Here is a 12,513-nt window from a genome sequence, read left to right as displayed (position 1 = left end):
TACTCGAACGGCGTTATACAAAAAGGTCGCCGAGCTACTCGTCGGACAGTTCGATGTCGAATCGTTCTTCGAGAGCGTCGATAACCGAACCGCCGACGTTCGCGCGGGCTGCACGGCCCTGTTCGATCGCCACGAGATCGTCCTCGGCGGCGTCGAGTTCGGCCGCGAGTTCGTCGGTTTGTAGTCCCGCTTCCTGACGGGCCGCCTCGACGAGCCGTCCGTATCCACGAACGAGATACGGCAACGGATCGTCCTCGTAATCGGCGCCGCTCTCCCAGTCGGTCTGAACGGTTCTAGCGTCGTCGAGTCTGGCGGCGTTCTGTGCCGCCTTCCGGCGACGCTCGCGTTCGCTCGCCCGTCCGTCGTTTGCGGAGGCCGACGTCGCCGTCTCGCCGTGTTGGGCGCACTCAGCACAGACCTCGAGCGTCGCTCCGGCGACGGTCACAGTCTGCAGCGAGGCGCCATCAGCCCCACAGAGTTCACAGGCACCACCGGAGTCACCTCCGATACCGCCGGTGGAGTATTTGGCCATACGGGATATGAGCGTCGGAACGTACTTCAACCCCGCGTTCACGCGGTGTGAGTTCGTCACGCGGTACCGGAGAGTGTGAATCCGTCTCCACCGAGCCCGAAAACCGACAACCCTTTTAGCGACCCTTGGAAATGAATGAATGCGGAAAAACCACGATAGCACACGAGTGCGTGGGTAGCCAAGCCAGGCCAACGGCGCAGCGTTGAGGGCGCTGTCCTGTAGAGGTCCGCCGGTTCAAATCCGGTCCCACGCACTGCCAGCGGCTCACAGCCGCTAACTGTCAGTGCGGGTGCTCGAAGACAGCACCCACGCATAATTCTCACAGAACAACTCGGATAGCCTCGGCCGTTCGTCGCACGGTATCGTATACTCGCGTGGGATCAACAACACATATTCCCCAGCGACCAGTAAGAGAGGTATGACCATCGGCGATACGACGACTCGAGCGTGGGCTCGTGAACACGTCCCGGTGTTGACCGCTCTCCTGTCGATAGCATCGCTCGCGCTCGTCTTCGGTGCCGTCTTTCAGGTGATCCCGACGACGACCCTTCCCCGATTCGGAGCGCTTTTAGTGGCGATTCCACACCTCAATGCCGCAATCAGTCTGAGCGCGATCGGGACGATCCTCCTCGGCGTCCGCGAGATTCGACGCGGAAACGTCGATCGACACCGGGGGTTTATGCTCGCCAGTTTCGCCCTCTTCGCGGCGTTTTTGCTCCTGTATCTCTACCGCGTCACGCTCGTCGGGCCCAGCGACTTCCCGGGGCCGAACGCGGTGCGAACGTACATTTATCTGCCGTTTCTCGCGATCCACATCACTCTCGCGGTGATCTGTATCCCGTTCGTCTTCTATGCGCTCTTGTCCGCCGGAACGCGATCGGTGTCGGAGATTTACGGGACGAACCACCGACGGGCCGGCCGGGTAGCCGCGAGCCTGTGGCTCGTCTCCTTCTCGATGGGAATCGTGATCTACGCGCTGCTATACCACGTCTACTGACCGAGACGGGGCCAGGGATGGATCGAAGGGATTCGAGCTGCCAAGCGCTCAAAGCGTTTTGAGCGTCTGCAGATCGTGTTCGGTCCGCGCAAACTCCGAGAGTCGACGGCTCGCGTGACAACCGGGGCAGTGGAACGTTCGGGCGGGCTCCGGAAGCTCGTTGGGAGATTTTTGCCACGCCTTACCGCACTCGGGGCACAGGAGACGGACGTACGTTTCCATGTCCGACCTCACGACGGCAAAGTATGAAAACCTTTGTCACAGTATCAGCGCGAGGGACGGGTCTGGCGAGCGATCGTGACGACGATAACGTCGGTAAAAACGAGTGCGTAACCCCCGACCCATCTACGCTGTAGCCACTTCACCCGCTTCGAGGAGCTCTTTGTACCGATTCCGGATTGTCACTTCCGAGATGTCGGCGACCCCGCTGACATCGTTTTGCGTGACCTTCTCGTTGCAGAGCAACGCGGCGGCGTAGACGGCGGCGGCGGCGAGACCCACCGGCGACTTCCCCGAGAGGATCCCGTCACCACGGGCCGCATCGATGAGATCACGGGCGCGTCGTTCGACCTCGTCGGAGAGATCGAGATCACTCACGAACCTCGGGATGTAGCTTTCGGGGTCTGCGGGCTTGACCTCGAGATTCAACTCCCGAATGATGTATCGGTACGTTCGCGTCAGCTCCATGCGATCGACCCGCGACACACGCTCGATCTCGTCGAGGCTTCGTGGGACGCCGGCCTGTCGGGCGGCAGTGTACAACGCCGCCGTGGCGACGCCTTCGATGGAGCGACCTGGGAGGAGGTTCTCGCTGAGCGCGCGGCGGTAGATGACGCTGGCCGTTTCGCGGACGTTCTCGGGGAGCCCGAGCGCGCTCGCCATACGCTCGATCTCGCCGAGCGCCTGCTTCAGATTCCGCTCTTTGGAGTCACGCGTGCGGAAGCGCTCGTTCCACGTGCGCAACCGCTGCATCTTCTGGCGCTGACGGGTCGAGAGCTGTTTGCCGTAGGCGTCTTTGTCCTGCCAGCCGATGTTGGTCGAGAGCCCCTTATCGTGCATCATATTCGTCGTCGGCGCGCCGACGCGCGATTTTTGATCCTTCTCGGCGCTGTCGAAGGCGCGCCACTCGGGCCCGCGGTCGATCTCGTCTTCTTCGACCACCAGTCCGCACTCCGTACACACCGTCTCGCCGTGCTCCGAGTCCGCTTCAAGCCGGGCGCCACACTCGGGGCAGGTCGAGACGGACTCTGTACTGTCTACCTGTTCGGTCGATTCAGTCCGACTCTTCTCCGTGTACGTTCTGATTCCAGTGTCACTCATGATGGGTGGGTTACGTCCGACTCCGGAGGTGGAAAACCAAAGAATCCGGGGGCGGGCTGCTCCTACCCAAATGTTAGTCCGAAAGCTATTTAAATCTTTTGCATGTGTGTGCCCTCAAGACATCGAAATCGGACGTATTAGAGGGTATTGTGTGGTTCCGTGTGTCGTGCGTCACGGTACACCGAACAGGTATTGTTAATAAATATTTCTGTAGAAGGGGAAGTGTACCGACCGAGCCGCGCTACACAGTGAATAGATGACCATCGGTTGGGACGACGAACACGCCGATACGCGCGCCCGCATCCATCCAACCGTGGCCGTACGAGAACGACGCGAGAGCGTTCACTGGATCGTCCTGCGTGCGAAAATGTCGTCCGTCTTCGAGATACGACCGTGCCATCTCACGGAACTCGACTGCGGCCTCGTACAGCGGTGTTCCTTCCTGTGGTGCGATGTCGGCCGCTTCGAGGGCCGACGAGAGTAGCGTTTCGTACCGGTCGGTCTTCTCTTCGAGATCTGCGCTCATAGTCGCTCGTCGGCCGTGACGTACAAAACCGGATTGGCTTCGGGAGCGCTACTCGATGTCGACGTACTTGTCCTCCCAGTCGCGTCGGGCATCGATTTCTCGACGACCGCGCCGAGTGAGCGTGTAGAAGTTCGTTCGTCGGTCACGCTGACCTTTCTCGACCAGCCCCTTCTCGACGAGCGTATCGAGGTTCGGATAGAGCCGTCCGTGGTGAATCTCCTTCTCGTAATAATCTTCGAGTTCATCTTTGATCGCCAGTCCGTGTGGTTCTTCGAGACCGGCGATCACATACAATAGGTCACGCTGGAATCCTGTCAGGTCGTGCATCGGTAAGGTCTATACGTATGTTGCTGTCGTGGTAGGTTAAATATATCGGAACGATCGTGCGATCGGATGTGGCCGAATCGGGCTATAGCGCCATATAGCCAACTGATCTGGATCTACCGAGTGCGGCACACCATATCAGAGAGCTGTCTCGATGATGCGTATTCACGTGTACCGTCGTCTCAGATAGCGTAACATACAATCTGTTGGATGGATGAACCCCGTAGCGTAAATCGGTCGGAATTGATTTCCGTGATGAAGCAGTTCGGACGGTACTCTGTGCGGACGGGCCGCTATCGGTCGTGGTTCAGCGAGAGAGGAAAGCGACCGACCGGATGAAAAGGACCGGTCGGACGCTTGCCGCCCTGAATTGGTCCCCGCTGACGCTTCGGCCCTCCAAGCGAAGCGTCAACGTACACAAGTGGACTCCGACGTATAAATGTACCGGACCCGTACTGGCCTTGCTGAAATCCCGATCAGATGTACTCCTCTTCGAGCACCCAGCCAAGCGCTCGTTTATAATACGTGAACATCTGTCGCACACCCTCGTGGTTCATATCCTCGTCGTCCAGTTCCTGCTTCAAGAATTCGTACTGCTCGCGTATTTCTTCTTCATCGCGCATGTGAACGCTACGACGACCGCGCTCATCAAGGTTGGTGATCAAGCGAAATGTATCAACCCATCGACCGGAACGTCCAACTGCCGCCCGAGACAGCCTCGCGCATGGCGGCACACGCCATTGCTACCGGCGGGACAACGCGGATCGGCCCGGATTCGACATGCCCCCAGCGATCTGCGTTCACGTCGCAACGCGGATCGACGGCGTGGTCATCACGCACGGCACTGATACCCCCGACGAGACGGCTCGGTATTTCGATCTCACGTGCGAGTTGCCGGTCGTCGTAACGGGCGCCCAGCGCAGACCCGGCGAGTTGGGAAGCGACGAAGCGACGAATCTGTTGACTGCGGTCGAGGCCATCGCACACGAGCGGGTAACTGGTGGCACGTTCGAGGCTTTTAACGAGGGGCTACACACCGCTGTGACGGTCCGAAAGTCGCGCACCTGTACGTTGGGTAGGTTTCGATCACCCGAATCGGAGCCGATCGCCCGATTTACGCGGAAGCGGACGCACTGGTATCGCGAGCTCGAGGGATCAGCGGAGGCGTTTCCGATCCCCGAGGGACATCCGGGATCGGACGCGCCGGTTTCGACGACGCCGGGGCACGGGCTGACGGATTCGTCGTCGCCGGAACCGGTCTCGGAAACACGACTGCGGAGCTCGGCGACGCCGTCGCTGAGGCCTCGTGCCCGATCGTCGTAACCTCCCGGTGCCACGCTGGCCCGTCGGAACCGATCTACGGGACGACCGGAGGAGCGGCGACGCCCGCGTCGTACGACCACGTCCGATTCGCGCACTCGGCGCCGCGGGGCGCTCGGCTCGAGTTGATCCTCGCGCTCGCCGCTGACCGTGTCGACGGACACTTCGACGCGTTCGACCCGTAGCCGGGGGTATTTTCACTCGTGACACCCCAGTGTCGGTATGAAAATCCGCGGCCGACGGGAGTGCAAGGCGTGTGGAACCCAGTGGTCGTACTACGATACGGGCGAGGTGTTCTGTCCGTCGTGTGGGAGCCACCACAGCGTCGGCACCGGCGACGCACGGACGCTGCATACGGCGACGACGGCGACGCTGGATCTGACGCCGCTTCGGGGAAGCGTCGATTCGGAACCGATCGACAGACTCGCTGACCGTGCGAACGATCGAGCACGTGCGTTCACCCGCGGATACGGATTTATAGACGCCGGACGATTGCAGCCGCTCGACGACACGTATCTGGCAACGATGGAGCTTAAACACGTCGCCGCGTCGCTTCGGCGGCGGCTGACGGTCCCCGATGACGAGGGGTGGTATTTCAGCACGTTATTTAGAGCCGACGAGGGGGAGCGACCGAATGCGGAAGCGGTTCCGCAGTCCCTACGGGCCATCCGTGGACTCGCGTACGCGAACGCGGTTCGAGAATATCACGCCGATCTCCGGACGTACGTACAGGAACATCCGGACGAGGCCGTCGAGGGCGTATTAGCGCGGCTTGCCACACATATCAAACGGATTCGCGCGCTCGAGGGAGATGTGCCGCCTCGAGAAGCGGAGACGCTCGTTTCGGCTGCGCGTGCTCTCGGACGATATCTCATCGAGGGAGACGAGGGGGAGCTGGCGCTGGCCGAAGAGCGGCTCGACTCGCTCGGATAACGCGACCCGGCGAACCGCAAATACTGACGAACAGACGATACCTGCGACGAACTCACGTCCCGTGTCTCGCACACCTGCCTCGGCGGAACGCGGCCGGTTTCTCAGCGCATACGGCGGTTGGCAGCGTGTTCGTATTTAAACGTACGTCTCGAACAGTCGCCCGACGAGATCACGGTCGAACGTGTTCTCCGGAACGGTCTGGAACCACGCTATTTCGTCGATAACGGGGTCGGTGGGGCCGTCCGGGAGTTCGGGAGTCGAAGAGGGACGAGCCACGAACGTGACGAACCGGAACTCGTAGGAAGCCGTCGATCCGCGGCGGACGAACGTCTGTTCGGCGATCGCGGCGAGACCGATGAGTTCGACGTCGAGCCCGGTCTCCTCTCGGACTTCTCGGCGAGCGCCGGATTCTGGCGTCTCGGCGGCTTCGAGGCGGCCGCCGGGGAGCAGCCACGTATCGGTTTCGCGAACGAACAGCCCGCAACCGTCGTAAACGACGAGCGCTCCAACGCCCCATCCACCGTCGTCACCGCGGGCGATCGCCTTTTCGAATCGGTCCGGATCGATCTCCACGCGTTCGGCTTTTTTGTAGCAATCGCCGTATCGTGTCGTCAAGTCGTCGACCGACGGCATCAATCAGGGGAGATCGACGTCGACGTCGTGCTGTAGACCGGCCGCTTTCACCGTGTTGTACAGCAACATCGCACGCGTCATCGGTCCGACGCCGCCGGGGACGGGGGTAATCGCCCCAGCGATCCCCTCGACGGCATCGTAGTCGACGTCACCGACCAGTTCGTACCCCTTTTCAGTTTCGGCGTCCACCCGATTGACGCCGACGTCGATGACCGTCGTGCCGTCGCTGACCATCTCCGCGTCAATGATCTCGGGGATGCCGACGGCCGCGACGAGGATATCCGCACTTCGGGTCTTCTCGCCGAGATTCTCCGTGCGCGAGTGACAGACAGTCACCGTCGCGTTACCGTCGTCGGCTTTTTGAAATAGGAGGTTCGCGAGCGGCTTGCCTACGATGTTCGAACGCCCGACGATGACCGCGTCGGCGCCTTCGGTTTCGGTCCCACACGCTTCGAGCAGTTTCTGTATACCGTGGGGCGTGCACGGACGATAGCGGTCGTTTCCGGCGACCAGACGACCGACGTTTTCGGGGTGGAAGCCGTCGACGTCCTTCACCGGGTCGATCCGTCTGAGAACGCGCCGTTCGTCGACTTGGTCCGGGACGGGCATCTGGACCAAGATCCCGTTGATCGAGGAGTCGGCGTTGAGCTCGTCAATGGTATCGTAGAGCTCCTCGGCAGGCGCTTCGGGGTCGATTTCGATGTGGATCCCGTCGATGCCGACCTCCTCGCAGTCGCGCTGTTTCATCGAGACGTACGTCTCGCTGGCGGGGTCGTCGCTCATCAACACGGTCGCGAGCCCAGGTTCGACGCCCTCGTCTTTGAGCGTCGAGATGCACTCGGTTAGCGACTCGCGGATGTCGGCGGCGACGGCCTCGCCGTCGATGACCTCTGTCATTACCCAAGGGGGGCACGCCGAACGTATCAATGATTCGGGTTCGTGCGGTTAGCCGACGTGTCTACCCGAAATATACACACGTTCGTGCTTAGGAGGGGCAGTCCGCCGGCGAGACGTCACGCGGCTCGGATCCCTGCTGGACCGTACGCGTAGTTCCCGAATCGAGCGCGAAAAGCATCGCCTGTCCGCCGTATCCGTGCGTTTGGTCGTGTCCACGAACTACGACACAGTCGACGTCGTCGGGGATCGAAACCGTCGCTGAGCGGGTGAATTCCCGGGTTCCGTGCGGGTGGGTGAGGTCGCGTCGACCGAGTCGTTCACCGCCCATATCCTCCACTTGCCACCAGTTCGCGTAGCCGTCTTCCCCGTCGTCGTCGTGGAGGAGCGTCACGGAGAACTGGTAAGCCCCGTTGACCGATTCGACGTCGAGGGCCGTGACGTTCGCCTCTCGGAGGTCGAGATCATCGTAGACGGAACCGGACTGAGTCGCATCACCACTGCCCTGCTCGCTTGTGCCGTCTGCTGCGGGAGTCACCTCCACACTCACATCCGTACACCCGGCAATCGCGACACCGACAACCCCCCCGGCAGCCAAAAGCACCCCTCGTCGTCCCCCACTCACAGTTTTCCACCCAGCACCTTCGCGGCCGTCAGGATCGGGTCCCACGTGGTGTTGAACGGCGGGGCATACGCGAGATCGTAGTTCGATAACTCGTCAACGGTGATCGCTTCGGTGACCGCTCCGACCAGAGCGTGACTCCGGTGGACGGCCCCCTCCCCGTACTCGCTCACGAGGCTGCCACCGAGCACCCGCCCCGACTCGCGGTCGGCCGTCAGCGTCACGCGAACCGTTCCGCCCTCCGGATAGTATCCCGCTCGCGATTTCGCGTCGATCGTTTTCGAGACGGGGTCGAACCCCGCGTCGCGGGCCTCGTCGTGGTCCACAACTCCGGTTCGCGCCGCCTCGACCTCGAACGCTTTGACCGCGGCCGTGCCCGCGATTCCGCCGGCTTCGGACGGCGTCCCCGCCACCGTCTGTCCGATCGCACGGCCGTGTCTGTTCGCGGTCAGCGCGAGTGGAACGTAGGCCGGTTCGCCCGTCACGACGTGTTCGGCCTCCGCACAGTCGCCAGCCGCGTATACGTTCGGGACGTTCGTCTCTCGGTACTCGTCGGTCGCGATCGCGCCCGTCGGCCCGAGTTCGATCCCCGCATTCTCGGCGAGATCGGTTCGCGGACGAACGCCCGTTCCGAGGAGAACCATCTCGACGGGGACCCGTTCGTCGGCCGTCAAGACGGCCTCGACGGCGTCCGATCCCCCGATCGACTCGACTTCGGCGTTCAGGTAGACGGAGACGGACTGCTCCTCGAGATGCTCTGCGACCGCTTCGCTCGTCGCCCGACTGAACCCATTGAGCACGCGATCGTCGCGCTGGAAGAGGTGGACTTCGAAGTCGTTGGCGACCAACGCTTCTGCCATCTCGATGCCGATGTATCCCCCGCCGACGACGCCGACCGGCCCGCTGCAGTTTTCGAGATACTGGCACGCGGGACCGCGATCGGGCTGGTCGCTCGGTGATGACTCACGCGATCGGGCGACGAACTCGCGGAGTTCCTTCCCGTCGGTCATCGACCCGAGCGTGTAGACGCCGTCGAGGTCGATCCCGTCGATCGACGGGTCGACCGCCGCCGCTCCGGTCGCGATGAGCAGATGGTCGTACGGTTGGATCGTCTCGCCGTCATCGCTCCGGGCGGTGACCGTTCGGGCGTCGGGATCGATCCCGATGACCTCGTGGCCCGTTCTGAGGTCGATATCGCGCTCCTCGCGGAACTCCTCGGGGGGGACCGACACGAGTTCGTCGAGCGTTTGGATCTCACCTTTGATGTAGTACGGCAGCCCGCACGCGCCATAAGAGACCCACCGACCTTTCTCGAAGACGACAACGTCGAGATCGGGTTCATCACGTTTCGCCTTGCTTGCCGCCGACATACCGGCTGCGTCGCCGCCGATGACGACGAACGTCTCGTCCATGCGAACGACGACGATCCGGGATTATAAAAAGTCAAAGTCCGTGTGCGTCGAGTGCACCCGAAGGGACGCGCCTCGATGGACGACTATTGGAATTCGACGAGCGATCCGTCGCGGTCGTACAGCGGATACTCGGCGCACAGCTCCTCGACCTCGGCCGCGGCCTCGGCCTTTAGCTCACCGTCGTCGGGATGGTCGACGACGCGGTAGATGATGTCCGCGACCTGCTCACAGGCCCCTTCGTCGAAGCCGCGAGTGGTGAGAGCGGGCGTCCCGGCGCGGATACCCGAGGGGTTGAACGGCGATCTGGTTTCGCCGGGAACGGTGTTCTTATTCAGGACGATACCGACCTCCTCGAGGGCTTCCTCGGCGACGGTGCCGGTCGTGTCGGGGTGCGAATCTCGGAGATCAATCAACACGAGATGGGTGTCGGTGCCGCCCGAAACCAGCGATAAACCGTGTTCTTGCAGCCGCGAGCCGAGCGTCTCGGCGTTGTCGACCACCTGTTGGGCGTACGCCTCGAAGTCCGGCGATAGCGCCTCCTTGAAACCGACCGCCTTACCCGCTATGTTGTGCATCAGCGGCCCGCCCTGCACGCCGGGGAACACCGCGGCGTCGATCGCGTCGGCGTACTCCTCGTCGCACATGATGATGCCGCCGCGACCGGCTCGGATCGTCTTGTGCGTCGAGCCGGTGACGAAGTCGGCGATACCGACCGGCGATCGGTGGACGCCCGCTGCGACGAGACCCGTGATGTGCGCTATATCGGCGAGGTGGTAGGCGTCGACGGCGTCGGCGGCTTCTTGAATCCGCTCGAAGTCGACCTCGCGCGGATACGCGGAGTACCCGGAGACGATGATGTCCGGCTCGGACGCTTCGGCCTGTTCTTTCATCCCCTCGTAGTCGATGTAGCCGGTATCGGCGTCGACCTCGTACTGTTCGACCTCGTAGGTTTTGCCCGTGAAGTTCGCCGGATGGCCGTGGCTGAGGTGGCCGCCGTGTTCGAGTTCGAGCGAGAGGATCTTATCGCCCGGTTCGAGCATGGCGAGGTAGACGCCCATGTTCGCCTGCGTTCCCGAGTGGGGTTGGACGTTGACGTGTTCGGCACCCCACAGTTCCTTCGCGCGCTCGAGAGCGAGCGATTCGACGGCGTCGGCGGGACCACAGCCGGCGTAGTACCGCTCGCCGGGGTAGCCCTCGGCGTACTTGTTCGTCAGTTCGGAGCCTTGCGCCTCGAGAACTGCCTCAGAGACGTGGTTTTCGGAGGCGATCATCGCCAGTGTGTTCTCCTGGCGGTCGAGTTCGCCTTCGAGGGCATCGGCGACCGCGGGATCGGTCCGACGGACCTGCTCGTAGCTCATGTGCGTGAAACTGGGGAACGCCGGGACAAGAAGCTACCCGTTCGCGATGACCGGACTCCGATCGCAGTGATCGTCGAGTATGTCGAATGTCACTCACGGAACGGGCGGGGTTCGCTCGCTGTATGAAGATAGACACTCTCTTCGATCGCGTTTCCCGAAACACGTTCAAAACGGCGATTCAGGCTGTAAAAGTTAAATACGTCCGATGATATATTTGTACCTACGCTGATGAAATCAAATGTCATGGAGCGAACCGTGGCAGACGTGCTCGGGGAGGCACTCGCCGCGGCGGACGACGGGCTGTTCGTCGTCGCTCCGGACGCGGAAACGATCAAGCGGCTCGTTCAGGTCGTAGACGAAGCGTCCCCATCCGTCCGCCTCCTCGCCGAACCGACGGCACTCAAGACGGTGATGGATGATTTCCTACTGGCGAGTCGGGCCGCCGACCGCGTCGACGCGGGCGTTCTCGAGATCCGAAACTACGACGAGGGAGCCAACGCGCTCGTGGTGACCGACGACTCGGTGATGGCCGTCGTCAACGCCGATGGCCACGTCGCCGGATTGACGACGAACGACGAGGCGTTCATCGAGAGCGCGAACGCTCGGTTCTCCGAGGCGTGGCGGAACGCTGAGCCGTACGTCCTCAGGACGCCGCCGCTTTCGAAGGTTCGAGAGACTCTCGAAGCCGAGCTCGGCGCGCGGACCGCCGAGGATTTCGACGCGGTTCTCTCGGCGCTCGACGCGGACGATGGCGGGAGGAGCGATCTCGACGAGGTGACCGTCTCGTTGCTCGTCGCCGCGAAGAACGAGGACCTGTTGTACGATATCTCGAAGTGGGGCGAGGACGTCGGCATCGCCTCGAAAGCCACGTTCTCGCGGACAAAGACCAGAATGGAAGAGCAGGGAGTTATCGAGACCGAGAAAGTCCCGATCGACGTCGGCCGCCCACGACTCCGATTGAAGCTCGGCGACGAGCGTCTCGAAGACGTCGATACCGAGGCCTTTGCTCGCGTCGCACGGGCGATGCTCGCCGCCTGAGGCCGATACAACCCGTTCGATTCGGTCGGCGTGGCCGTGGTGAATCGCCAGACGTAGTTTGATTCACGGGGTTAGAGACTGCTTGATGTTGTGAACGGCACACATCAGGACGAGTTCACGAAATTCACCGTACCAAGTTCGCGCACGCACGGCGTCGCCGAGCGTGCGCTTGATTGTGGAGAAGACGGTCTCACACATCGCTCGCTGGCGGTATCGAGGCCCATCGATCCGCGCGTTGTGCGCGTGATCGATGGGCCGGAACTCACGATGTTTGATCAGCGGTCTCACGCCCTCTTCGCGGGACCACCTGCGCCCGGAATCATTTCACCTGGGAGAACCACTTTCCCCCGGGACCGGGCCGGGTGAACGGAGTGCCCGTGATTAGATTCCCGGTCAATCCGCGCGATCTGATCGCCCACCAGAAGATCTCGGAGAAGATAGCTCACGGGATCGAGCTCACCCTGGCCGAGGAAGAATCCTGGCTCGACAACGGGGTCACCAGCGACGGGCTGATCCGTCACCTCCGGGAGAACAGCTCCCGTTTCGACTCGGTGATCTTCGCCCCCTATCTCTTCGGTCTCACCTACCGGGGGGTCACCGCCGT

The 12,513-nt window shown here is 62.2% G+C and carries 16 protein-coding genes, 1 tRNA gene and 2 pseudogenes; 7 read left to right on the top strand and 12 right to left on the bottom strand.

Annotated features, from left to right (window positions below; all coding sequences use genetic code 11):
* Positions 1–34: 34 nt before the first annotated feature.
* Positions 35–532, bottom strand: a complete 498-nt coding sequence (locus R6U53_RS01980; RefSeq protein WP_410320697.1) for a multiprotein-bridging factor 1 family protein — start codon at positions 530–532, stop codon at positions 35–37.
* Between the two features lie 168 nt (positions 533–700).
* Between R6U53_RS01980 and R6U53_RS01975 the strand changes: the two genes are divergently transcribed.
* Both R6U53_RS01975 and R6U53_RS01970 read left to right on the top strand, forming a co-directional pair.
* Positions 701–785 (top strand) — tRNA-Leu (locus R6U53_RS01975).
* A 165-nt stretch (positions 786–950) separates the two neighbouring features.
* A complete protein-coding gene (locus tag R6U53_RS01970; protein WP_410320696.1) occupies positions 951–1,529 on the top strand; it encodes a DUF420 domain-containing protein in 579 nt (192 codons plus the stop codon).
* Between the two features lie 48 nt (positions 1,530–1,577).
* Here the strand turns inward: R6U53_RS01970 and R6U53_RS01965 are convergent, their stop codons facing one another.
* From R6U53_RS01965 to R6U53_RS01945, 5 genes are all read right to left on the bottom strand, one after another.
* Positions 1,578–1,751 (bottom strand): hypothetical protein, encoded by a 174-nt coding sequence (locus tag R6U53_RS01965; protein WP_410320695.1) that lies wholly within the window; start codon positions 1,749–1,751, stop codon positions 1,578–1,580.
* Positions 1,752–1,874: 123 nt separating this feature from the next.
* Positions 1,875–2,849: a transcription initiation factor IIB gene (locus tag R6U53_RS01960; RefSeq protein WP_410320694.1), complete on the bottom strand. Its 975-nt coding sequence runs from the start codon at positions 2,847–2,849 to the stop codon at positions 1,875–1,877.
* Between the two features lie 241 nt (positions 2,850–3,090).
* A complete protein-coding gene (locus R6U53_RS01955) occupies positions 3,091–3,375 on the bottom strand; it encodes a DUF357 domain-containing protein (RefSeq protein ID WP_410320693.1) in 285 nt (94 codons plus the stop codon).
* Positions 3,376–3,423: 48 nt separating this feature from the next.
* Complete coding sequence (locus R6U53_RS01950; RefSeq protein WP_410320692.1) at positions 3,424–3,702, bottom strand: PadR family transcriptional regulator; 279 nt, start codon at positions 3,700–3,702, stop codon at positions 3,424–3,426.
* Between the two features lie 473 nt (positions 3,703–4,175).
* Positions 4,176–4,322 carry a hypothetical protein gene (locus R6U53_RS01945; RefSeq protein WP_410320691.1) on the bottom strand — a complete coding sequence of 49 codons (147 nt, stop codon included), beginning with the start codon at positions 4,320–4,322 and terminating at the stop codon, positions 4,176–4,178.
* A 157-nt stretch (positions 4,323–4,479) separates the two neighbouring features.
* On the opposite strand from R6U53_RS01945, the pseudogene R6U53_RS01940 reads away from it, so the two are divergent.
* The 3 genes and pseudogenes from R6U53_RS01940 to R6U53_RS01930 all read left to right on the top strand — a co-directional run.
* Positions 4,480–4,833, top strand: a pseudogene (locus R6U53_RS01940) (asparaginase domain-containing protein); the annotation flags it as partial.
* Complete coding sequence (locus tag R6U53_RS01935; RefSeq protein WP_410320741.1) at positions 4,785–5,204, top strand: hypothetical protein; 420 nt, start codon at positions 4,785–4,787, stop codon at positions 5,202–5,204. The pseudogene R6U53_RS01940 and the gene R6U53_RS01935, both read left to right, overlap by 49 nt.
* 37 nt (positions 5,205–5,241) lie before the next feature.
* Positions 5,242–5,952 (top strand): TFIIB-type zinc ribbon-containing protein, encoded by a 711-nt coding sequence (locus R6U53_RS01930; RefSeq protein ID WP_410320690.1) that lies wholly within the window; start codon positions 5,242–5,244, stop codon positions 5,950–5,952.
* A 135-nt stretch (positions 5,953–6,087) separates the two neighbouring features.
* Here the strand turns inward: R6U53_RS01930 and R6U53_RS01925 are convergent, their stop codons facing one another.
* The 5 genes from R6U53_RS01925 to glyA form a co-directional block, all read right to left on the bottom strand.
* Positions 6,088–6,585, bottom strand: coding sequence for an NUDIX hydrolase (locus R6U53_RS01925; protein WP_410320689.1), 498 nt, complete (start codon positions 6,583–6,585; stop codon positions 6,088–6,090).
* A 3-nt stretch (positions 6,586–6,588) separates the two neighbouring features.
* The gene (locus tag R6U53_RS01920) at positions 6,589–7,482 is read right to left on the bottom strand and encodes a bifunctional methylenetetrahydrofolate dehydrogenase/methenyltetrahydrofolate cyclohydrolase (protein WP_410320688.1); all 894 of its coding nucleotides are present in this window, start codon (positions 7,480–7,482) and stop codon (positions 6,589–6,591) included.
* Between the two features lie 88 nt (positions 7,483–7,570).
* Positions 7,571–8,017 (bottom strand): hypothetical protein, encoded by a 447-nt coding sequence (locus R6U53_RS01915; RefSeq protein ID WP_410320687.1) that lies wholly within the window; start codon positions 8,015–8,017, stop codon positions 7,571–7,573.
* A gap of 83 nt (positions 8,018–8,100) precedes the next feature.
* Complete coding sequence (locus tag R6U53_RS01910) at positions 8,101–9,513, bottom strand: FAD-dependent oxidoreductase (protein WP_410320686.1); 1,413 nt, start codon at positions 9,511–9,513, stop codon at positions 8,101–8,103.
* Positions 9,514–9,596: 83 nt separating this feature from the next.
* Positions 9,597–10,871, bottom strand: a complete 1,275-nt coding sequence (glyA, locus tag R6U53_RS01905) for a serine hydroxymethyltransferase (RefSeq protein WP_410320685.1) — start codon at positions 10,869–10,871, stop codon at positions 9,597–9,599.
* A 228-nt stretch (positions 10,872–11,099) separates the two neighbouring features.
* Between glyA and tbsP the strand changes: the two genes are divergently transcribed.
* Entirely contained in the window at positions 11,100–11,909 is an 810-nt protein-coding gene (tbsP, locus tag R6U53_RS01900; protein ID WP_410320684.1) for a transcriptional regulator TbsP, read from the top strand.
* A 63-nt stretch (positions 11,910–11,972) separates the two neighbouring features.
* Here the strand turns inward: tbsP and R6U53_RS01895 are convergent.
* Positions 11,973–12,209: pseudogene (locus R6U53_RS01895) on the bottom strand (transposase); the annotation flags it as partial.
* Positions 12,210–12,286: 77 nt separating this feature from the next.
* Here R6U53_RS01895 and R6U53_RS01890 point away from each other — a divergent pair.
* A partial coding sequence (locus tag R6U53_RS01890) for a hypothetical protein (protein WP_410320683.1) occupies positions 12,287–12,513 on the top strand: 227 nt, incomplete at its 3' end.

The organism is Natronomonas sp., from assembly GCF_046483325.1.
GTDB lineage: Archaea > Halobacteriota > Halobacteria > Halobacteriales > Haloarculaceae > Natronomonas.
The sequence above is the reverse complement of the archived record's forward strand: the minus strand, read 5'-3'. Positions and strand labels throughout refer to the sequence as shown.